At 45.9% G+C, this 21,399-nt stretch carries 17 protein-coding genes and 1 pseudogene; 17 read left to right on the forward strand and 1 reads right to left on the reverse strand.

Features of this window, described 5'->3' with window-relative positions; all coding sequences use genetic code 11:
* The first annotated feature begins 95 nt into the window (after positions 1 to 95).
* The 10 genes from ACO2Q8_RS07530 to ACO2Q8_RS07575 all read left to right on the forward strand — a co-directional run bounded on the left by ACO2Q8_RS07530 (position 96) and on the right by ACO2Q8_RS07575 (position 12,130).
* Positions 96 to 1,358 carry a WcaI family glycosyltransferase gene (locus ACO2Q8_RS07530; RefSeq protein ID WP_423344175.1) on the forward strand — a complete coding sequence of 421 codons (1,263 nt, stop codon included), beginning with the start codon at positions 96 to 98 and terminating at the stop codon, positions 1,356 to 1,358.
* A gap of 707 nt (positions 1,359 to 2,065) precedes the next feature.
* Entirely contained in the window at positions 2,066 to 2,902 is an 837-nt protein-coding gene (locus ACO2Q8_RS07535; protein WP_423344176.1) for a hypothetical protein, read from the forward strand.
* A 216-nt stretch (positions 2,903 to 3,118) separates the two neighbouring features.
* The gene (locus ACO2Q8_RS07540; protein WP_423344559.1) at positions 3,119 to 3,505 is read left to right on the forward strand and encodes a transposase; all 387 of its coding nucleotides are present in this window, start codon (positions 3,119 to 3,121) and stop codon (positions 3,503 to 3,505) included.
* 406 nt (positions 3,506 to 3,911) lie between these two features.
* A complete protein-coding gene (locus ACO2Q8_RS07545; protein ID WP_423344177.1) occupies positions 3,912 to 5,225 on the forward strand; it encodes a hypothetical protein in 1,314 nt (437 codons plus the stop codon).
* A gap of 38 nt (positions 5,226 to 5,263) precedes the next feature.
* Entirely contained in the window at positions 5,264 to 6,421 is a 1,158-nt protein-coding gene (locus ACO2Q8_RS07550) for a glycosyltransferase family 4 protein (protein ID WP_423344178.1), read from the forward strand.
* 182 nt (positions 6,422 to 6,603) lie between these two features.
* Positions 6,604 to 7,074 carry an acyltransferase gene (locus ACO2Q8_RS07555; RefSeq protein ID WP_423344179.1) on the forward strand — a complete coding sequence of 157 codons (471 nt, stop codon included), beginning with the start codon at positions 6,604 to 6,606 and terminating at the stop codon, positions 7,072 to 7,074.
* Positions 7,075 to 7,124: 50 nt separating this feature from the next.
* Entirely contained in the window at positions 7,125 to 8,360 is a 1,236-nt protein-coding gene (locus ACO2Q8_RS07560; RefSeq protein ID WP_423344180.1) for a glycosyltransferase, read from the forward strand.
* 592 nt (positions 8,361 to 8,952) lie between these two features.
* Positions 8,953 to 9,516, forward strand: a complete 564-nt coding sequence (locus tag ACO2Q8_RS07565) for a WcaF family extracellular polysaccharide biosynthesis acetyltransferase (RefSeq protein ID WP_423344181.1) — start codon at positions 8,953 to 8,955, stop codon at positions 9,514 to 9,516.
* Positions 9,517 to 9,558: 42 nt separating this feature from the next.
* Positions 9,559 to 10,434 carry a glycosyltransferase family 2 protein gene (locus ACO2Q8_RS07570; RefSeq protein WP_423344182.1) on the forward strand — a complete coding sequence of 292 codons (876 nt, stop codon included), beginning with the start codon at positions 9,559 to 9,561 and terminating at the stop codon, positions 10,432 to 10,434.
* 31 nt (positions 10,435 to 10,465) lie between these two features.
* On the forward strand, positions 10,466 to 12,130 hold the full coding sequence (locus ACO2Q8_RS07575; protein WP_423344183.1) for a lectin-like domain-containing protein: 1,665 nt from the start codon (positions 10,466 to 10,468) through the stop codon (positions 12,128 to 12,130).
* A gap of 34 nt (positions 12,131 to 12,164) precedes the next feature.
* Here ACO2Q8_RS07575 and ACO2Q8_RS07580 read toward each other — a convergent pair whose 3' ends face one another.
* Positions 12,165 to 15,845, reverse strand: a complete 3,681-nt coding sequence (locus tag ACO2Q8_RS07580) for a PA14 domain-containing protein (RefSeq protein ID WP_423344184.1) — start codon at positions 15,843 to 15,845, stop codon at positions 12,165 to 12,167.
* A 1,131-nt stretch (positions 15,846 to 16,976) separates the two neighbouring features.
* Between ACO2Q8_RS07580 and ACO2Q8_RS07585 the strand changes: the two genes are divergently transcribed.
* The 7 genes and pseudogenes from ACO2Q8_RS07585 to ACO2Q8_RS07615 all read left to right on the forward strand — a co-directional run bounded on the left by ACO2Q8_RS07585 (position 16,977) and on the right by ACO2Q8_RS07615 (position 21,396).
* Positions 16,977 to 17,717 (forward strand): hypothetical protein, encoded by a 741-nt coding sequence (locus tag ACO2Q8_RS07585; protein ID WP_423344185.1) that lies wholly within the window; start codon positions 16,977 to 16,979, stop codon positions 17,715 to 17,717.
* Positions 17,717 to 18,139: a hypothetical protein gene (locus ACO2Q8_RS07590; RefSeq protein WP_423344186.1), complete on the forward strand. Its 423-nt coding sequence runs from the start codon at positions 17,717 to 17,719 to the stop codon at positions 18,137 to 18,139. The genes ACO2Q8_RS07585 and ACO2Q8_RS07590 overlap by 1 nt, the downstream gene beginning before the upstream one ends.
* 16 nt (positions 18,140 to 18,155) lie before the next feature.
* On the forward strand, positions 18,156 to 19,181 hold the full coding sequence (locus ACO2Q8_RS07595) for a sensor histidine kinase (RefSeq protein WP_423344187.1): 1,026 nt from the start codon (positions 18,156 to 18,158) through the stop codon (positions 19,179 to 19,181).
* Between the two features lie 5 nt (positions 19,182 to 19,186).
* Positions 19,187 to 19,873 (forward strand): LytR/AlgR family response regulator transcription factor, encoded by a 687-nt coding sequence (locus tag ACO2Q8_RS07600; protein WP_423344188.1) that lies wholly within the window; start codon positions 19,187 to 19,189, stop codon positions 19,871 to 19,873.
* 224 nt (positions 19,874 to 20,097) lie between these two features.
* Positions 20,098 to 20,724, forward strand: a complete 627-nt coding sequence (locus ACO2Q8_RS07605) for an N-(5'-phosphoribosyl)anthranilate isomerase (protein ID WP_423344189.1) — start codon at positions 20,098 to 20,100, stop codon at positions 20,722 to 20,724.
* A gap of 144 nt (positions 20,725 to 20,868) precedes the next feature.
* Positions 20,869 to 21,036: pseudogene (locus tag ACO2Q8_RS07610) on the forward strand (PspC domain-containing protein); the annotation flags it as partial.
* A gap of 72 nt (positions 21,037 to 21,108) precedes the next feature.
* Positions 21,109 to 21,396 (forward strand): LiaI-LiaF-like domain-containing protein, encoded by a 288-nt coding sequence (locus ACO2Q8_RS07615; protein ID WP_423344560.1) that lies wholly within the window; start codon positions 21,109 to 21,111, stop codon positions 21,394 to 21,396.
* Positions 21,397 to 21,399 lie beyond the last annotated feature (3 nt).

Raw genomic sequence — 21,399 nt, forward strand, 5'->3', positions numbered from 1 at the left:
GTAAAATGAGTAGGCAGAATGGTTGCCTTCGGGCATAATTTTGCTCCTATGAAGTTTGATATGTTCCGTACTTCTCTGGTCCTAATGAAAGCGCGATGAAGAAAAGGATACTATTAATAGGATATAATTATTACCCAGAGTATACCGGAATTGGTAAGTACAGCGGGGAAATGGTTTACTGGCTTGCCAGAAGAGGGTATGATTGTACCGTAATTACTGCTTATCCTTATTATCCGCAGTGGAAAGTAACAGAGGCTTATGCTCATAAAAAAAATTGGTTTAATACGGAACAACAAACGTTTGACTCGGGTGGCCGTATAACGGTTCACCGCTGCCCGATGTATATCCCGCACAAACCTTCAGGGATCAAAAGAATGTTGTTGGATTTCTCCTTTTTATTCACGGCTAGTCTAAAACTTTTGCAACTCCTGTTTGAGAAACGAATGGATTTGGTCGTGACGGTTGCACCGTCGTTTCTTGTGGGTCTGCCTGGACTATTCTACAAAAAAATAAAGAAGGCTAAACTGCTATATCACATACAGGACATGCAAATTGAGGCAGCCAGAGATTTAAACATGATTAAATCGAAGTCTATCATTGATATATTGTTCAAAATAGAAAGATTTATACTTCGGCGTTGTGATTTCATTACGACGATAAGTGAAGAAATGGTCCAGAAGCTACGGGAAAAAACAAGGCGAGATGTTAATCTATTTCTTAATTCGGTTGACATAGAAATGCTGTATCCTATTCCGAATCAAGAAAGGCTAAAACGCGATTTCGGCTTTAAGGATAACGACCGTATTATTCTGTATTCGGGCGCTATCGGCGAAAAACAAGGACTTGAATCCATCCTTGACCTTGCTAAAACGTTTGAGTGTCGGCGCGAATTAAAATTCGTCATTTGTGGCTCTGGTCCGTATAAACAAAAGCTAATTGACCTGGCTACGAGTTTGCAATTGACCAACATTATGTTTCTACCGCTGCAGCCCACTGAAAAATTAAATCAATTCCTTAACTGTGCCGATGTACATTTGGTGATACAGAAAATGGGTGCTTCTGATTTGGTTATGCCGTCAAAATTAACCTCTATTCTGGCGGTAGGAGGAGTGGCGGTCGTTACGGCAAATGAAAGGTCTGGTTTGTATAGGTTGATTGATAAAAATAATATTGGTATTTTGGTTGAACCAGAAAATCAATCATCTCTAATTCTGGGAATTTGGAAAGCACTAGAAAGTGATCCGACTATAATACAGCAAACAGCTCGTTCATATGCAGAAAATAATTTATCAATTGATAGTATTATGAGTAGTTTTGAAACAAAGTTTGGCTTGAATGATTTTAAAGTAGTTTACTAATTTTTTTAAAATTTTTCCAATAATGAAATTCATTCCCAATACTTTAAAAAACTTAAACCTTGTGATTATGATAAGTTTCTAGTGTAGGTACAATGATATCTATTAAGAATTAGTTCAAACATCTGTCAAGGTTATTGATGTCTAATATAGTGCAGTTATAGATTAGCCATATTGTGTTATGCCAATTTATGTAATGAAATATTGTGAAAATTTTCTTCGGTAGCTTGTAGGGAAATCTACGTTTGTCTCTAACAGTATTGAAGAAATCAGCTTATGACCTTACTCTTTTTGCCTAAGTTATATGCCTATCCTAATAATGATTACCAGAATTCAGGATGGCCTTGGGTCGGATAACTTTTGAGAATATAATTATTAGATCTTACCAATTAAAATATTGTTAATTTTGATAGCGTCTTATTTCTCATTCAATTATTTTAAATTCCCTATTACGTGAAGGATGCCATCCAAATTGATTTTCCATAGTAGGCGAGTTAATGTGAATGATTAATTGGCAAATTGGGATTGTACTAAGTATAGGTTTAATACAAAAGATATATTACCTTATACATATATGGCATAAGAATATTATTAAGATTTTGATGACATAAATTTAACTTAAACTTTACAGGACAAGCATAAATTATTCAGTTTTAGTATTACAATTATTAAACTGTACGGACGTTCAAAACAATAAAGGTTTTCAAACAATGGTACCACAAACTGTATATACTTTACTATGCCATCGTGATATAAATATGGCTCTTGTGACCTTACCCAGGTTACTTAGATTCCTCAGCTCGGATCAAAAACTAATAATTTTTGATGACGGCTCCTTGACAGATGATGACACTGATATATTGAAGGCACTTTCTGTGAATATTATTATTATTACTCGCGTAGATAGGGAAGATTTTGTTAACAGTGCGCTCACGAACTACCCAATTTGCCGCCAGTATAGAGAAAAGAGTCCTTTTGGCTTTAAGCTAATAGACATACCACTACATGCCCAAAAGTTTAATGCTAGATTTACTTATAGTGATTCTGATATTATATATATAAAAAATTGTGAAGATTATTTTAAGCAAGATCGAAACGTTTTTTTAAAAGATTTTACAACGGCTTTTTCTCTAAAGCTAAAAAAAATATTGTTTAAATATCATTGGTCAATACCTACTAATTTTAATGCAGGTTATTTCTCTTATGATTCAAGTAGATTTGATCTAGATTTTGTCGAACATTACCTCTCACTTCCAGATGTGTATGATTATCTCTGGCTAACCGAACAAACATGTTGGGCTTTATTATTTGGAAGAAGTGGGCCATCTTATTGTACTAATGAAGATCAATTTATATGTAGGGAGGGCTATAATGATCTGAAATCTGAAAATTTAGCTATTCATTTAATTGTAAACTTAAAAAATAAATACGTAGAGTGGGCAGTTGATAACAATGATATATCGTTACCACCTACTTTCAATCTATCAAAAAAGGTAACTCCACTATACATATTAACAAGGAAACTTAGTCACATGATTAAATATTGAAAGCGAAAATTTTTGTTAAGTGGTATAATAAACAAAGTTTTTAGTTCTTATTGAGTTAACTTATAACTATATTTAACACTTAAAAAGAGGTTTATAAAAGGTCTACACAATTAGATAATTTTCATTAAGAGCCTGTTTAAAAACGGGGTAATACACTGAAAAAACAAAATCAGCCTATTTTATGGGGTAATCCGACCAAAGATATACCCCACAGACCTGACTGATTCTGCTTGGCAAGTTATCCAAGAAATTTTAGCTGACAAACGCAAGTATTCGCTTTGGGTTATTCTCAATGCTCCACTGTATCTGACTAAAACAGGCTGTCAATGGCGACAAATGCTTAATGATTTACCACCTTGGCGCTTCTGCTACTCTTACTTCTGGAAGTTGTGCAACGATGGGACTTGGGAACGACTTAACAAAGCGTTGGTTGAACGTCGAGGACAAAAAGCGAAACGAGAAGCTTTAACTAGTGTCGGTGTGGTTGACTCACAGAGTGTTAAGTGTAGTGAGTGGGGTGTCGTACCCAAAGGTTACGATGGTCATAAGAAGGTAAATGGACATAAGCGGCATATCATTGGGGATAAGTCAGGTCTATACTAATAAGGGGTTTCTTTAACCAGCAACCTTTACCATTAGGCACTGATGAAAGGACGCTGGGAACTCGAATCAAAATTCGTGGTGCATCTATTGCGATACCGTTCGCAGTAATGTGCTATCGTTTGTTCCGCATCCGTCAAGTGTAGTGGCTTACGGTGGGGTATTGTAACGGTTCTGGCGAAAACAAACAGGGCCATCGGGCAGGGGCGTTACCCTTTGTGATAACTGAGGACTTATCAAAGCGTTGGAACAAATACTGATGGGCAGAATGATAGAGGATTGACAATAGAATGTATAGTCAAAAATGAGTCAACAATAAGACTAACTTGGTAGAAGAAGTTAGCGCAGGCTGTATAAGGCTAAATTGAAGTTTATAAGAATTAATAAAAGCTGATTAGTCAGTGATTATATGGAAACAATTGCCATACAAGAACCTTTTGCTCTAATACGTCAAACTGACCAAATTGATATTAAACCTTTAAAAATTGGAATATGGTTTTATTTTCTATTATTAATTTTTGAAGGTTCTTTAAGGAAATGGTTTTTAGCACCATTGGCAACCCCTTTGTTGGTTGTCCGTGATCCTATTGCCATGTGGTTGATTTACCACACTTGGAAAAAATATTTATTTCCTCCTAACATTTATACGTTCGCTATAATCACCATAACGTTAATTGGGATTTTAACAACATTGCTTTTTGGACACGGCAACCTCTTCGTTGCTTTATTTGGTGCCCGTATTTTCCTGCATTTTCCCCTGATGTTTGTTATTGGCCGTATTTTTAATCGGCAGGATGTGATCAGACTGGGCATTGTAATTTTGTGGCTTGCCATTCCTATGACTGTGCTGCTGGCCCTGCAGTTTTATTCTCCACAATCTGCCTGGGTGAACCGGGGGGTTGGGGGAGATGAATCGGGCAGTGGATTCTCCGGAGCGCTGGGGTATTTCAGGCCATCTGCTACTTTTTCGTTTACCAACGGAACAAGCATGTTCTACGGTTTTTTAGGGGCATATATTGTCTATTTCTGGGTTTCTTTCAAACAGGTCAATCGGTTATTGTTACTAGCTAGTACAGTTAGTTTGCTGATGGCCATTCCACTATCGATCAGTCGTGGTTTGTTTTTTCAAATAGGGGTTTCTGTGCTATTCGCTTGCTTAGCGATGGTGAATAAGCCTAAATCTCTAGTACGGATTGTGGTAGCAGCAGGCGTCATTACAGTCGCTTTGTATTTTCTGCAAAATCTGAGTTATTTCCAAACCGCTACAGAGGCATTTTTGAGCCGTTTTGAAGTGGCAAATAAAGTAGAAGGGGGGGTAGAAGGGGTTTTGTTGGACCGGTACCTGGGTGGGTTGGTAGAAGCCCTGAGTAGTAGCGTCGACCAGCCATTTTTTGGTTATGGCATGGGAATGGGGACAAACGTGGGCAGTATGCTGCTGACCGGTGGTACTACATTTCTAATTAGTGAAGGGGAGTGGGGACGACTGATCGGCGAAATGGGACCCTTATTTGGACTACTTGTCATATTTATACGATTAATTTTTTGTGCGAAAATCACTCTCGCTGCCGTTCAACGATTGCAGTCAGGGGAGGTCTTACCCTGGATGCTTCTGAGTTTCGGATTGCTGATCATTCCGCAAGGTCAATGGGCACAACCTACTTCATTAGGCTTTAGTACGCTCATAGGAGGGCTCATGATCGCTTCGTTTCGCCAGCCCAAATAGTAGGTTTAAGTATGGTATATATTTGACTATGATTGCGTATGAAAATCATTTTGATTGGTAATTACCCATTAGACCGCCAGGAAAGCATGGAACGGTTTGCCCAGATGCTCTATTCAGGTTTTTCTGGAGCGGGGGTAGAGGTTGAACTATGGCGTCCTCGGGTGATTCTTGGGACCTGGTTTAACTCCTCGCTTTCGGGCCTTGGGAAATGGGTAGGGTACCTGGATAAATGGGTACTGTTTCCGTTGCTGCTCCGCTGGCGTCAGCTCGGATTGAAGCGGACCGATGTACGATTTCATGTCTGTGATCACTCCAATTCGCCGTATCTCTTTCACTTGCCTGCTGAAACCACGATCATTACCTGTCATGATGTATTGGCAATTCGGGGTGCCTTGGGTCATGCGGATGCATATTGCCCGGCTTCCGGTTTTGGGAAAATCCTTCAAAAATGGATTATGTTTCACCTAAGCCGCGCTCGGCGGGTTGGTTGTGTTTCTCAGCTTACACTTGACCAGTTAAAAGCGTTGGCACCCCAAAAACCGCCTAAAAGCGATTGGCGGGTTGTTCATAATGCCTTCAACGCAAAATTCGGTCCAATGGACCCAGAAGACTGTCTTGCCCTGGTAGAAAAAGCCGGTCTAAAAATAAATCGACCGTTTATACTGCACGTGGGTTCAGGTCTACCGCGTAAAAACCGGAAAGTTATTTTGGATGCTGTGCATGCGTTGGGCAATCGTTGGCAGGGAGTTATTTGTTTTGCCGGCCAGGGACTCGATGAAAAGCTGATGGATCATGCCCGTTCACTGGGTATCGAGGGGCGCGTAGTATCTGTTTACAAACCTGATCATGCTACCCTAGTTGCCCTATATAACTTGTGCGAAGTTTTTATTTTTCCGTCATTCTCCGAAGGGTTTGGCTGGCCTATTATTGAGGCCCAGGCCTGCGGAGCGCCGGTCATTGCCAGTAATGTGCCGCCGTTACCAGAGGTAAGTGGCGGAATGGCTTTCCACGCTCACCCTGACAAACCTGCCGAATTTGCAGAAGCCGTTCTTGCCTTACAGGATGAGGCTACCCGAAAAAAGACGATTTCTGAAGGATTTAAAAACTGCACCCGCTTTGAGCCGACCCACATGATCGATGCCTACCTTGATCTTCACGGCTTAAAACGCGTTCAACTTTCTGAATCATGTTTTTAAAAGTCTTGAGTACACTGTTACCCTGGTCCTTACGACGATTGGCCCTGAATAAATGGTTTGGATACGACATTCACAAATCGGCTTATATCGGCTTAGCTTGGATTTTTCCCCGAAAGCTTACTATGGCGGCCGGGACACGGATCGATCACTTTAATGTCGCGATTCATCTGGATTGGATTGACATGAAACAGAACTCGAAAATTGGGCGTGGAAATTGGATTACAGGCTTGCCGTTCGATCCTAACTCCAAACATTTTCAGCATCAGCCTGATCGTCGGGCGGAACTACGGCTGGGAGAGTATGCGGCCATTACAAAGTACCATCATTTCGATTGCACAAACCGAATTGAAATAGGCCGGTATACGACAGTGGCGGGTTATCATTCTCAATTTCTGACTCATTCAATCGATGTGTTTGAAAACCGCCAGGATAGTGGTCCGATCAAAATTGGTGAGTATTCGTTTGTCGGTACCAATACTGTGATGTTAGGCAACTCGGCTTTACCGAGCCGATCCGTGCTGGGCGCAAAGTCGCTGTTAAATAAGGAATACTCGGAAGAATGGACGCTGTACGGAGGTGTACCTGCCAAACCCATTCAGAAAATTCCTGGGGACGCCAAATATTTTACCCGGAAAGTCGGGTTTGTGCATTGATGACTAGACTAGTTCGGTAACCTAATCCGGGTTACAAACCAATTATAACCATGGATAAGCCCATTCGCGTTTTACACATTACCGGAAGCATGGACCCCGCATCAGGGGGGCCTTGTCAAGGGCTTCGCACGTCGACTCCCACGTTACAAGCTATGGGTATTCAGCGGGAAGTGGTCTGCTTCGACTCCCCTGATTCGGCTTATTTGGGAAAAGATTCGTTTCCGATTCATGCGTTGGGCGATAAACCAAATGGTTGGTACTACAGCTCTAAACTGCTCCCCTGGCTCAGGGAAAATATTGAGCGGTTTGATGCTATCGTCAGTAATGGGCTTTGGCTGTACCACTCGAGTGCCGTAAGCGGGGTTATTGATCGCTACCGAAAAAACCGTGATTCGTCGCGGCCCCTGAAATGGTTTGTGATGCCCCACGGCATGCTGGACCCTTACTTCCAGCGGGCTCCCGACCGGAAGCTCAAAGCGATTCGGAACTGGATTTACTGGAAGCTGCTGGAGCAAAAGGTCGTTTGCAAAGCCGATGGGGTGTTTTTTACCTGCGAAACCGAATTGCTGCTGGCCCGCGAAACATTTCAACCCTACAAACCGCAGCAGGAGATTAACGTCGGTTACGGAATCGAGACCCCGGGCCCTTATACTGCAGAAATGCAGGAAGCTTTTCTGCGCAAATGTCCGGAGGTGGCCAATAAGCCCTACTTGCTCTTCCTCAGCCGGATTCATCCCAAAAAAGGTGTCGACCTATTGGTTCGAGCCTATCTGGAGCTCAAAAAAGCAGGATTGAGCTTACCTAAACTGGTTGTTGCCGGCCCGGGTATGGAAGCCGATTTTGGGCAGTCTGTCCGGCAACTGGTTAGCAGGGAGCAGGCATTTCAAAACGACATCTTTTTCCCCGGTATGATGACGGGCGATGCCAAATGGGGCGCTTTTTATGGCTGCGAAGCCTTTTTTCTGCCGAGTCACCAGGAAAACTTCGGAATTGCAGTGGCCGAAGCCCTGGCTTGTGGTAAACCGGTGCTCATTTCTGATCAGGTCAATATCTGGCGGGAGATCCAAACTGGTGAAGGAGGGTTGGTCGCTGCCAACAGTCTGGAGGGTGTCCGGCTGTTGCTTCAGCAATGGGCAAAGCTGACGCCGACGGATAAAGAAACGATGGCAAAAAGAGCAAAAGCAACGTTTGAGCAAAATTTCAGTATTGGTCCGGCTGCGCTTCGATTTAAAGAAGCAATTGCCACCGCATTAAATCAGGATTCTAAAATTGCCAACCTTAGTTGAATGCACTCGAAGGATGTATCTTAAGCTGAACCATTCAAATCGCCGGAGCAGGAAATTATAGCAACTTTAAATAAGGTTTATCTCAGGATTAATGTTGATAATTTAAGGTTATTGGCTTCATTACTTACAGATTACAGAAGCATACACTGGATTTAGTATACGAAACAAAGATGTGTTTTTATTGATACTATATGTACGTTATATTGATTCTTACTGTAGTCGTATCTGTTGACAAATAAAAGATTAATAGTCAGAAGCTAGGTAGCGATAAAATATTTACAATAGTGCAAATGCTTGATATATAGCTTATTACGTATTTATTTGGTCTTGTTATAATTCAGGGTTCAGAAATTATTTTGTTCGATAAATTTAATCTAACTTCGGTTTAGGCTAGAACAAAGCGGTGGAAAAATTTCAAAGTAAGATAGCTAATTGCTTTGTTTTTCAGTCAGTCTTAGGGTGTTGAGCATACAGCCATTACTTAATGTACGATAATTATTTATTCGTGGTTAGATTTTATTACGTATTATTGTTATTCAAATAAAGTTGTCTATTGGCTGATAATGCATCTCTGTTCTACCATTCTACTATCATGTATAATCAGGATACCCATACCGGGCCATCGTTTTCCCTAGCCAACCGAATCAAACGGCTTGTGTGGGGAGTTGCTCAGTTTCTTTTTTTTCGTTATTCTCCTAAGCCATTTCATCAATGGCGCGCCTTTATCCTGCGCTGTTTCGGGGCAAAAATTGGTCGTGGCGTTCATGTCTATCCGGGCGTCAAAATCTGGGCTCCGTGGAATCTTGAACTGGCCGATGAGTGCGGTATTGCCAACGGGGTCACGCTGTACTCCCAGGGAAAAATTACCATTGGTTTGCGGTCCGTCATCTCCCAGGGGACGAACCTGTGTGCCGGGACACACGATTACACAAAAGCGGGCTTTCCGTTGATCACGAAACCCATTTACATCGGCGATCACGTCTGGATCGCGGCCGAATCTTTTGTTCATCCCGGCGTGACGATTGGCAATGGCTGTGTGATCGGAGCCCGGTCGGTCGTAACCAAAGATATGCCAGCCTGGACCATCTGTGCTGGGCATCCCTGTTTACCGGTTAAAGAACGGATTCTGGTTCAGGAGGTTGAGAAAGCCAGCTAAGGCAGCCCCGGCACTTTAAGATTTATTCCATTCGAAGTAGTTATGATGCCGCTTGATTTAACCATCGCTATTCCTGTTCGAAACGAAGAACACAATCTTCCCAAGTGTCTGGAGGCAATCGGGCCGGATTTGGCGCGGCAGGTTGTCATTATCGATTCCGGGAGTACCGACCAGACCACCAGCATCGCAAAATCGTACGGAGCGGAGGTGGTCGATTTTGTGTGGAACGGAAAATTCCCGAAAAAGCGGAACTGGTTTTTACGGAACCATACGCCGACGACAAAATGGGTCATGTTCCTGGATGCTGACGAGTTTCTGACTCCTGAGTTCAAATCCGAACTCCGTGAAACCCTGAAGCGGGATAGCGACTTTGTGGGATACTGGTTACGGTACACCATTTACTTTCTTGGAAAACAGAACAAAGGAGGCTATTTCTTACACAAACTGGCTCTTTTTCAGGTAGGAGCGGGTGAGTACGAACGGATTGACGAAGAACAGTGGAGCAAACTGGATATGGAAATCCACGAACATCCGGTGCTCAATGGGAAAGTCGGAACGATCCGGAGTAAGATTGACCACCAGGATCTGCGGGGCGTTTCGTACTACGTAACCAAACACAATGAGTATTCGAGTTGGGAGGCTGCCCGGTTTTTGAAACTGGCGAACGACCGGAGTCAAACCGAGCGCTGGTCGTGGATGCAACGCATTAAATACGGCATGATGCGGACACCCTGGTTGGGGCCACTGTATTTTCTGGGAAGTTTTTTTCTGATGGGTGGTTTCCGGGATGGTACACGCGGTTTTTCGTTCGGCATCCTGAAAATGGCATACTTCATTCAAATCTACCTGAAAATCAGGGAGCTTCAGGAGCAGGAAAAGCCAGCCGAAAAGCGTACAAAGCAGAATGAGCTGGTGTAAATAACGGTACGAGGACTAAAGCAAATTGGGGATGAAGAGGAGCACCGATACACCCTGGATACTTTTTCTGGCCCTGACAGCACTGTGGCTGCTAGTCAGCATGCCGGTTTATGCCCAGAATGGCTACCAATTAGTAGGTTCTGCCCAAGCCAGCTCGCAATCGGATTGTTATGAACTGACAAAAGCTCAGATAGCGCAGAACGGTGCTTTATGGAACGAAAAGCCCCTACATCTGAATGAATCATTTGAACTGGAGTTTACGATTAATCTGGGAGATAATCCTGGTGGAGCAGATGGTATTGTCATGGTGCTACAAACACGGGGAAACCGTGTCCTGGCCGCTTCTCCATCAGGGATAGGCTTCAGCGGATTGACGCCGGCGTTAGGAATTGAGTTTGATACCCATCAAAATGTTTTTTTTGGTGATCCTAGAGAAAACCACATTGCTCTGGTTCGTGATGGCAACTCTGATCATCGCTTAATTTCTAAATTTGATCCTCCTGTGCCGATTTCGACGACTGGTGCAAGTGTGGAGGATGGACTTGATCACCTGGTTAGAGTCAAATGGGACGCCGTCAAGCATATACTGCAGGTGGAGGTCGATTGCCAGCTTAGAATCAATCAGTCAGTTGACTTAATCAAAGAGATCTTCAACGGGGGCGATCAGGTCTATTGGGGCTTTACTTCGTCGACGGGAAGTTCATACAGTGTGTATACGGTTTGTCTAAAAAAAGATCCGGTAGTTCGTGACACACTTCAGGCATGTCAGGGAGACACCCTTACACTGATTGCCAATCAATCCCTGGACGATCAATATTCATGGACACCTGCGCGAGGGCTTAGTAATCCCTCAAGTCGTACTCCTTCTCTCATTGCAAGCTCCGATCAAATCTACACGGTCTCTTACCTGGATCGCTGTTCGGTCCGGAAGACGGATAGTGTATTCGTTGAAGTCAATATACCCAACTTACAACTGGGAACTGATCGATCCGTTTGTGAAAATGAGCGCCTGGAATTGAATCCCGAGCTGAACCCTGAACCGGTTTCACCCCGGTATCGGTGGTCGACGGGCGATACAACCCGGCAAATCCATCCAAAGAGTTCAGGAATGTATTCCCTGGAAGTGTCTGCTGATGGATGTACCGCAAAGGATTCGGTCGGAGTTACTATTCATCCTCTTCCACTGTTAGAAACCGGTACAGACTCGGTGTTTGATTGTCCTGGGGCTGACCCCCTAATTTTGCAGCCTAGTGCTACAGGTCAAGGTTTACAGTATGTTTGGACACCCGGTAATTCGCAGGAACCTCAATTAGCTGTAACTACACCGGGTATTTATAAAGTTGCTATCAAGAGCGGAGCCGGTTGTCAGGTATCAAGGCAGTTTATCGTGAACGATAATTGTAAGCCTTTGGCTGTCTTGTACATTCCCGATGCGTTCACCCCCAACGGCGACGGGGTCAATGACGTTTTTAATTGGAAAAGTACCGATGTGAGTCTGGAAATGCGGCTGACAATTTTTAACCGCTGGGGAGAAGTATTGTTTTTTTCCGACAATTCACAAGAGTACTGGGACGGCACCCTGAACGGAGTTACGTGTCCGGCAACTTTGTATACCTGGCGGGTCGACTATCGGGTTAAATCCGGGACACCGGATGAATGGTTGACAAAATGGGGAGAGGTGTTGTTAATCAGATAGATTGACAATACCTCCCCTCCTTAGTTCAAATTTACTATTGTTTGATAAACTTAGTAGTTGTTTTAAACGAATTGCCCTCGAATTGCAAGATATAGAGACCCGATGGGAGAGACCGTGTGTCGATTTCTGTACGCGTGCTACCGTCCTTAACGGGTTGACGTTTATATTTCCGGCCATCCTCCCTGAAGATGGTAAACACCCCATCCGGGCCAGTGCTCGGGTGTTCTACATTCAATACTGATTCGACGGGATTGGGAGAAATAAGTAACCGTGGGGCCGTTTCTTCGATACCTAATCGCCCACCGCTTTTCGAGGGATTACTGGCAAAGTATAGGGATTGAAGACTGATCGCACGGTTATAATTAGAGTTTTTATCAGAACAGAAGAAGCGTAACTGCAGTTTTCTGGGCCGACGCCAGTCACTGCTTTTGTCAACCACCTGCGCCGTCACTGGGGCAAAATTCTCATACTGAAAGGTGATGCCTTCACTACCACCCATCACCATCAGTTTCTTAAACTGACATAGCATACCTGCCATTGTCTTCTGACTCAAACTTATGATCGTCACCCCATTTCCCATCACTGTTCGTGGACGTTCTCCCGAATAGTCAATATCTACATATACACGAGCGATCACTTTGTCTTGTTCATCAAGAACCTCCAGGAAACTGCCTCCCGATTTTACATTGCCTTCATTGCCCTCAAAGTTGATAAGACCTGACAACCACCAGCGGTCCGTTGGTCCGGATGCACCCAGACTCCGGCTCACTGTATAAGTACCCTGGTCCTGTCGGAAGGTCACACAAATATCCGGTGATTGATCCTGATAAGTTTTCTTGCCGGTGACCACCTGCCAATAGTCTCGGTGTCTATCTGTATAGTCTTCCTGTACCGGATTCCGCTGCCAGCCGTAAAGTTGATCGGCAAGCACCTGGCTTTGGCCGCTGACTCCGTACAGCAGATCCATTTTCAGAAGACTGTCCGGTGTTGTTGAGGGGGACAACCACTCTGCGCCAATCACCGCTTTACTCTGCCGATTGCTCGACCAGCCTAGTATCACCGGACCGCCCCCCTTCACTTCCAAACGAAGCGCATACCTGACGCCTGCCTGCAAAGCTATCTTTTGACTGTTCCACTCGCCATCGCTGTTGTTGCTCCACCGATCAAGACACACTTGCCCATCAACCCACAACCGAACTCCTTTACTCGCTTTCACCCAGAACGTGTACGCTTCCGTGTAGCTAGCCTGAACATACCCTTGCCAGCGCACCGAACAGGGTTCACGTTCTGACAAGCTCGTGCCAGCCATCAAAGCGTTGCTGCTGGCAAAGTTCACCCCCGCATCCAGCCGAGTGCTTCGGTGTAACAGGTTGTTCAGATCCCCACTTGCAAAGTAGTACCCCGTCAATCCGCCCTTAGTGACCTGCCTCCGTACACTAACGACTTGCTCCCGCACGGTGTTGAGTCCCGAAATCAACCAGCGGTGCAACCCGGAGTGATAGCTTTCATCACCGTGGTAGAGATACACCCTTCCGTCGGCCAGTTTTACTAACTGGCCCTGGAAGCTGTTGCCAGCCATGCCCGCAGCCGGAGCATTTTCATTTTGAACCTCCGGGCCGGTCGTGCCAAACTGGCCTACGAACAGACCATTGTCGTAGACATGGTTCCACTTGTTGGTCTGGCTATTCCTCCAGAATTCACCGTTGTAGCCCCATATAATGTGCCGATCCACTGTCATGGCAATATTACCTGCATAGTTCTTGCCGTTGCCCATGCCATTGCCTACATCGAAGCGTCCGTCTGCAGGGAAAGGCCCAGTATAATTCGTGTGAGTAGCGTATGCAGTTTTCCATACCCAACCAGTTTGACCTGATTTAAGACCTCCAAGGTGGTACTTATCGGTGCTGGCACTGCCATCAAAGGAAACCAGGATGCCACTGCTTGTGACGGCGTTGGGTGAGTGGTGGGCTCCTCCATAAGCAGGGTTCGAGCCGTCAGTTTGATTCGTAGACCCTACAGTAGTTTCACGACCATAAACGGGGTTGTGCCGGGCATCGAAGCCTTGCAGCGGCTTTTGCAACCAACTCTGTATGCCCTGAGTTTTCTGCAATCGGCGCAACGAACCATCCGGGGCGAGTTGGGTACTGTGGTCACAGTAAATTCCGGTATAGCGCAGGGGGCCACTCGGAGGCAGTTCAATAAGTTCACGACCGTCTGGTTTATTGCTTCGGGTCAGCGCGTAGGTCCGTCCGTTGGCGAGGGTTACCGGGCTAAATACGCGTATGTATCCATCTGAGTAGTTAGTCGTCACAGCCTGTCCCCAGTTGCGCACCAGTTTCCAGGAGCCATTGTTGGGAGCCAGTGGCTTGCTGTAGTCAACGGCAAATTCCAGGTAGCCATGAAACACGCGGGTGGGCTTATTGACATCCACCGCACAGGCGTAAGTGCGAGGGAGATACATGATTTGTTCCAGGTACTGACGAGCGGACGAAAAATGCAAGAGACGCCGGTTGCCTGTGTCGCCCACCCAAAACGAACCATCGGGGGCAAAACTGACAACGGTATACTGGTAGGGACTAACCGCATCCGTGAAGTAAAACTTGTCATTTTCGACGCTGGGTTCGGTACGGTACCCTCCCGGTTTACCCAGTGTCCAGGCTAATGCACCGCTGGTCGTGTTAAAACCTTTGACCTGCTGGCTGTTACCCCCATCACAGACGACGAGCGTCTGTCCGGAGGGTGAAATAGCCAGCGCGAGGGGAGCTTCCAAATTAGTAGGCTTGAAAGCTGTCACCAAACTAAGGGTACCATCGGGCATAATGGTAAACTTCTGCAAAGTATTGGTGGCCGACAGTACCCACAGGAAATTGCCGCTCATTGCAAGAGCCCGTGGATTGGAAATGTTAGTGATCGTGCGCAAACGGCTACCCGTGGTTTTGTCCAACACTTGTATTTGATTGAGCTGAGGATAAGCCACAAAAAGATATTTTCCAGTAATCTGAACCGCCAGGCCGGTAATCTTGCCCTTAGAGTCGGTATTGACTTCCAGGGCGCTGCTGAATGTAGGATTATACTTGTTGGTTGTGGTCTGCCCGGCAGAAAATGTCTTTTGTTGGGAGTTAGTCTCCGTAATGGCAAAAATGAGATTTTTAGTCGCAAAGGGGTCAGATTGAGCCCAGAATAAGGTGGTGCCATCGGTGGCAGCGGCCGTTATTGAGGAATTACCACCTAATAAGTTAACTGGCTGATGAACTTGAGGGGTGCCGAGGTTGAAGGCGTGTATTGGCTGACCTCCTTCACTGTAATTCGTAGCGTAGTAAGCCTTTGAGCCAACGATGAGCAGTGAGTTGATCGGGTCAAGACCTCGGTGAACGGTTTCCCCGGTGAAGCTCTGCGAGGAATTACCGATGACGCCCTCCCACGTGTAAGTAACATTGTTGGAGAGGATTTTGATGTCGTAGTTGCCTTCAGGCACCAGGCGTCCCTGGTCGTCGGCACCATCCCAGGTCTGGTTGTGGCTTCCGGCGCCATACGTTACGCCACTCCAAAGTGTTCGAATCAGGGTTCCATCTTTCGAATACACACCGGCGCTGGTGCGTGCGCTTTGCGAAAGAGAAAAGGTAAATGACGTTCCATACTTTGTCTGTCCAAAGAGCTGGAGAGTGGTTAGCAAGCACAGACTTAAAATTGTCGTGGTAAATCGTAAAAAATTCATACACGTGTACAAGTTTGAATGATTAAAATAGGGCATTGAGTACTATAAAAGGAGTTTAACGCTCTATAACTCTAGCTATTAAAGCCATTAGCTGTTTACTTACTTTTGGTAAGAATTTCTTTAGGTAAATTGATAAAATGTCCACATTAATGTTATTAAGTAATGTGTGGTCTGAAATATTCGGTAAATACTTAAGTAATGTAAATTTGCCAGCTATTTTTTACTTATCAGACAGAAAATGTTGCTGAGATGCGATCAATAGCTTGTTTATGTATATAGCACAATTAACCTAATTTACATCCAAGAACGAGGGATTCCAACCTTAGATTGATAAATAATTGCCAAGTGCTATAGTTTGTTGATTCTGTTTCAAAAAATGTGCCAATCCCTACCTGAGAGGAAGCCCGGTTTTTAATAAGTGATTATTAGGATTTAGAGTAATTATCAGACAAAAAAAAATCTTATTGAATCCTTAGTTACAGAGCAATAGGGAAGGGGTGAATAAAATAACACTCTGTTCCGAGATCATTTCAACGTTAATCGTGTAAATAAGGCATACAATATTGAACATCACTAAATAACAAATAAATATTTGCACATGCAAATAAATTAAAGTTATTTTATCGAATATGTATTTATCAGATTGCATTTTAAATTTCTTTTGATACAAGTTGATGATTGTTTTTGTGGACAATTAAGAAATAGAAATGACATGAAAAGTAAGTATTCACTATTTGAATGTTACCGTTTCAATAGACGATCTTCTGATTTTATTCCATCACGCTGCTGAACGGAAAAAGAGTAGAATCAGGGGCACCAAGTTTGCAAGCCATTTGGTCTGCCAACGCTGGCAACAACGAGTTCAGGTAAAGGAAAGCAGTAAAATTGACCAAGGATTTATCCAGATTATCTCTATCTGATCTTTTTTTTTGGCAGGAGAAAGAGAACAGATTTTCGTTTCAGCGGCTTGGACAGATCCGACAGGTCATGCGTTTACCGTACCCTTGCCCACAAACTTGCTGTATTTCCCCACAAAGTTCAGGTAGGTGATCACATCCGTTTGCCCAACCAACCGGGCGGCTGTTGTTTTGGAGCGTTATTTATGTCCAAACACAAACAACAACCTATCCTATGAAACGCATACTAATCATGCTGCTTGTCGTTTCCCATACCGCCCTGGCGCAAACGACCGACTCGACCCAGTTTGTGGGCCTTCCACCGAAAACGAACTTTAAAGTTAGCTGGATGACGGAACTCGGCATCATGCTGACATCCACCAGCATGCCCAACATCCGGTCGTATTACCGCGCCAACGGGACTGAACCCGATTCGCATCTCGACCCGTTTATCAACCTGGGCTTCGGCGCTCGCTACCAACGGGTCAAACTCATGATTCAGGCGGGGTATGGCCTCAATTTCAGCTTGCCGAATGATGACGTTACGAGGGCAGCCCGGCAGCAAAAAGCAGGCTTCACCGGTGTCATGCTTGGATTTGACGTAGCCAACACGCGCAATCGGCGCCTGTACCTGAACCTGGGCTACGGCAGCATCGGCTACGAGCACAATGTCTACCGCCGAACCGATCAGACGGTTCCGTTTGAAAATTTGACGCAGTATAGCCAGCCCGGGAACATTCCTTCCCTGAGACTAACCAACAACTATTGGGATGTTAACCTGGAGTATACGCAACGGGAAAAACGGAAAGAAAGCGCACAAAGCGTCATCCGGATTGGTTATCGACGCGGTTTTGAGAGCCAGCGCTGGCAGTCGGATGCGTTTCGGCTCACCGGCGGGCCGACCGACCGCATCAGCCAGTTTTATTTCCAGGCCACATATTATTTTTCAAGTAATCATCCTAAAAAAGGAAATTAATGAAAGCTCTTCTGTTAATCAGCTTAGTAGAGCTGCTGGCGGGAGGAGATGGTGAACGCTGGCAACCCCGGTCCGAGCAGGCACGGGTGATCATCTACCGGCAGCGTGAGTTTGGTGGCAACAGCTACAGCATCAAACTGAACGATAAGAAGCTCGCAACACTGCCAACAAACCGGTCACTTCAGGTCGAAGTAGCTCCCGGACGGGTAAAAATTGAATCGGTGCGGGATTTCTTTTCGGAAAATCAAGAACTCTGGCTCAACTTACAACCCGGTCAGACTTATTACGTCAAAGCCGTCGAGGAAATCGACTTTCTGACACGTACCTTGCTGATGGCTCCCATCAGTAAAGAGCAGGCCGAACGCGAATTGCAAAAAGTGAAGCCGTTGGAGCCTATTTCCAACCACTCGGGTAACGAATGAATCCTACCTGTTGAAGATGAAGCCGATCCGTCCGAAACCGTATGCTGCCCTGTTGTTGATCCTGACCGTATCGGGTTTGATCACGTATTGGGGTCGCTTACTTTACGCGGGCGTCTGGCGGCAAACCGAAGAGGCCATGCCGGATTTGGGAGGGCTGGCGCGCTACCTGCTGGGCATTATCGTCCTGCTGGCGAGCCTGTGGGGATTGGCACACCTTAACTACCGGCTGGCATTTCGTCGGTGGTTACTTCGGACCGAAGCCCGGTTTTACTACTGGACCTGGTTGTGCATACTGGCCTGGGGTCTGTTTGAAGTGTTGCAGATACGGACGGAACACGAGCCGGAGTTTGTGGACGAAAACTTGCTGGTTACCGCCGTATTGATGGGGTTCGTGATCGCCTATGGCTATGTGGCCGATGCGTTTCGGACCCGCCGGGAGCAGATTCAACTGATTCAGCAGAAAACGGAAGCCGAACTGACAGCCCTGAAGGCACAAATCAACCCGCATTTTCTTTTCAATGCCCTGAATACCATTTATAATGAGGCTCAGCGCGTCGACAATGAAATCGTGGCCGATCTGATTCAGCAGTTGTCCGGCATCATGCGGTTTACACTACAGGAGTCTAAAAAACCACTGACATCCATTGAAGACGAGCTCCAGTTTCTGGAAAAATACCTGGCGTTACAACGCGCCAGGTTGCCCGAACGGGCCGACCTTCGTCTGACAACCGAACTTGACTGGGATGGGCAGCCCGCGCAAATAGCCCCTTTGTTGCTGATTCCATTTGTCGAAAATGCATTTCAGTACGGAATTAGTCTGGTTCAACCATCATATATTGAATTGGCCGTCTCGGTCGAAAACCGGCAGTTGCGGATGTCCCTCGTCAACAGCCTGCTTCCGGCGAATAACGCCCGATCCGGAACCGGAACCGGCATTGCCAACACCCGCCAGCGACTGGCCCTGATGTATGCCAATCGCCACGAGTTGCGGATTAGCCAAACCACCGATTCATTTGTCGTAGAATTGACCCTTTCGTTGTAAAAACTATGCTCGAAGCCATTGCTTTGGACGACGAACCCGCTGCGCTCGAAGTGATCCGTCGCTATGCGGAAAAAGTACCCTTTCTGCATGTCTCACAAACCTTCGTCAGCGCCACGGATGCGCTGGCTCATTTGCACACGCAGCGGGTCGACCTGATTTTTCTGGATATTCAGATGCCCGATGTACTCGGGACGGATTTTGCTCGTTCGATTTTGCCGTTACAAAAACCGGTTATCTTCACCACCGCCTTTGCCGATTACGCCGTCGAGGGCTTTACTTTGCAGGCCCTGGATTATCTGCTGAAACCCATCGAATTCGGGCGGTTTCTTCAAGCCTGCAACCGGGCCTATGCCCAGCTAAAACCACAGGGCGATGGCTCGGCCAGCATCTTTGTAAAGGATGGCTACGACTGGATGCGGGTGAATCTGAACGAGGTGCTGTATATTCAGTCGGACACTAATCTGCTGTTTATCCACGAACAAAACCGGCAGGTCACCACCCGCATGACCATTGCCGACATGCTGGCGACCTTGCCCGCCGACCAGTTCATCCGGGTACATAAGTCGTACATTGTCGCTCTGAAAGCCATCCGCAAAATTGAGCGGCATCAACTCACCGTTGGCAACGTGACCATCCCGCTGGCGGGCAGCTACCGCGATACACTCGAACAGCGACTGTTGCGTAAATTGTGAATCTTTCAGGAATATGTAAAAACCGGCTTTACCTTTGCGAACCGGTTTTAGGTATACGGTTTTTCAATGTTCGCAATTCGGTGTTCACTATTCAATATTCATGATTGAATAATTGGATTTTGTCATTCCAAAGTTCTCAAAACGGCTTGGACATCGGATTGATAACCAGTAAGTGGACCAGTAATACTGAAAACCGAAAACCGTATACCGTAAATCCGTTTTGCATGGCTCTCAGCACAATTGTCAAAATCAGTAATGTAACCAACCTCAGTGATGCCCGCTACTGCGCCGGGATGGGCGTCGACCTGCTTGGGTTTTCCATGGATCAGGACGCCGGGCAGTATGTAGCTCCCGAAAAGTTCAAAGAAATCCGTTCCTGGGTAGCCGGTCTGCACATCGTCGGAGAAACCGCTTCGACCGACCCGCAGGAAATCGAACGGCTGCTGAGCTTGTATGAACCGGATGTGCTGCAACTGGAAGAACCGGCTTTATTGCCCTATCTGACTGGGTTCGACGGACGGATTATTCTGAAAGCGGACCTTGCTCTGATGACGCTTGACGAACTCGATGCGTATTTTGCATCCGTGCACTCCGACCGGGTCGACTACTATTTACTTGAAAGCAATGTGGCCATCCACCTGGATGATGACCTGAAAACCGTGTTGCAACGGCTGGCGACCCGGTATCCGATTCTGCTCGGCATCGGTTTTTCGACCGATTCCGTTCAGGAGGTGCTGGCTGAACTGCCCATCCAGGGAATCGCGCTGACGGGCGGTGACGAAGACCGGCCGGGCTGGCGCGAGTTTGGTGACTTAATGGACATTCTGGAAGCCCTGGAAACCGACGACTGAAATATTAGGTTTTACCCGGTAGTATGTATTACCTATTATCATGTTTAGCGTACTTCCATCCGTACCGGCGTCCATTCTTCCTTTCTTTCTTTTAAGCTACTGAAAACCGCTCTACGTTTACAGTGTATTTTAATGAATACGCTCATGACTAGACGCTTGGAACGTTATCGCGACGAGGCCATGTTAGGCGGGGTAGCCGCCGGTTTGGCCCACTATTTCAATATTGACCGGACGCTGATCCGCTGTCTGTTTGTGGCAGGCTTTTTCCTACCCCATGTCCCGTCCCTGATAATTTATGTTATCTTGTGGATCGTGCTGCCGGAACGTGTTTCCGGTCTTTATACCACTTATCAAACTGAACCTTTAACTAATCAGTACACAACTATGAATACGAATGAACGCAATGGGAACCTCGTCGGAGGAGCCATTCTGGTCGGTATCGGCTTTCTGTTTCTGCTCGACCGCTGGTTTGACATTGACTTCGGGGATATGTGGCCGCTGATCCTGATTGGTATTGGGGCCTGGCTGATTGCCAAAGACCGGAACCGCCACAACGATTCCAACGGTGGAACACCGCCCCCGAATGACCGGTACACGAGCGGGTCGGACCCGTATACCACCGGTACGAATGACCCTAATGCCCCCAGCAATCCGACCCAACAACCTCTTTGATCT

The sequence above is a fragment of the Larkinella sp. VNQ87 genome, assembly GCF_049445795.1.
Taxonomy (GTDB): Bacteria; Bacteroidota; Bacteroidia; order Cytophagales; family Spirosomataceae; genus Larkinella.

Bases quoted from the DNA above. Each gene is read 5' to 3' on its own strand.
- ACO2Q8_RS07570 (WP_423344182.1), top strand. From the start codon at position 9,559: ATGATGCCGCTTGATTTAACCATCGCTATTCCTGTTCGAAACGAAGAA.
- ACO2Q8_RS07615 (WP_423344560.1), top strand. From the start codon at position 21,109: ATGAATACGAATGAACGCAATGGGAACCTCGTCGGAGGAGCCATTCTG.
- ACO2Q8_RS07600 (WP_423344188.1), top strand. From the start codon at position 19,187: ATGCTCGAAGCCATTGCTTTGGACGACGAACCCGCTGCGCTCGAAGTG.
- ACO2Q8_RS07575 (WP_423344183.1), top strand. From the start codon at position 10,466: ATGAAGAGGAGCACCGATACACCCTGGATACTTTTTCTGGCCCTGACA.
- ACO2Q8_RS07605 (WP_423344189.1), top strand. From the start codon at position 20,098: ATGGCTCTCAGCACAATTGTCAAAATCAGTAATGTAACCAACCTCAGT.
- ACO2Q8_RS07535 (WP_423344176.1), top strand. From the start codon at position 2,066: ATGGTACCACAAACTGTATATACTTTACTATGCCATCGTGATATAAAT.
- ACO2Q8_RS07530 (WP_423344175.1), top strand. From the start codon at position 96: ATGAAGAAAAGGATACTATTAATAGGATATAATTATTACCCAGAGTAT.
- ACO2Q8_RS07580 (WP_423344184.1), bottom strand. From the start codon at position 15,845: ATGAATTTTTTACGATTTACCACGACAATTTTAAGTCTGTGCTTGCTA.
- ACO2Q8_RS07595 (WP_423344187.1), top strand. From the start codon at position 18,156: ATGAAGCCGATCCGTCCGAAACCGTATGCTGCCCTGTTGTTGATCCTG.
- ACO2Q8_RS07560 (WP_423344180.1), top strand. From the start codon at position 7,125: ATGGATAAGCCCATTCGCGTTTTACACATTACCGGAAGCATGGACCCC.
- ACO2Q8_RS07550 (WP_423344178.1), top strand. From the start codon at position 5,264: ATGAAAATCATTTTGATTGGTAATTACCCATTAGACCGCCAGGAAAGC.
- ACO2Q8_RS07555 (WP_423344179.1), top strand. From the start codon at position 6,604: ATGAAACAGAACTCGAAAATTGGGCGTGGAAATTGGATTACAGGCTTG.
- ACO2Q8_RS07545 (WP_423344177.1), top strand. From the start codon at position 3,912: ATGGAAACAATTGCCATACAAGAACCTTTTGCTCTAATACGTCAAACT.
- ACO2Q8_RS07565 (WP_423344181.1), top strand. From the start codon at position 8,953: ATGTATAATCAGGATACCCATACCGGGCCATCGTTTTCCCTAGCCAAC.
- ACO2Q8_RS07590 (WP_423344186.1), top strand. From the start codon at position 17,717: ATGAAAGCTCTTCTGTTAATCAGCTTAGTAGAGCTGCTGGCGGGAGGA.
- ACO2Q8_RS07585 (WP_423344185.1), top strand. From the start codon at position 16,977: ATGAAACGCATACTAATCATGCTGCTTGTCGTTTCCCATACCGCCCTG.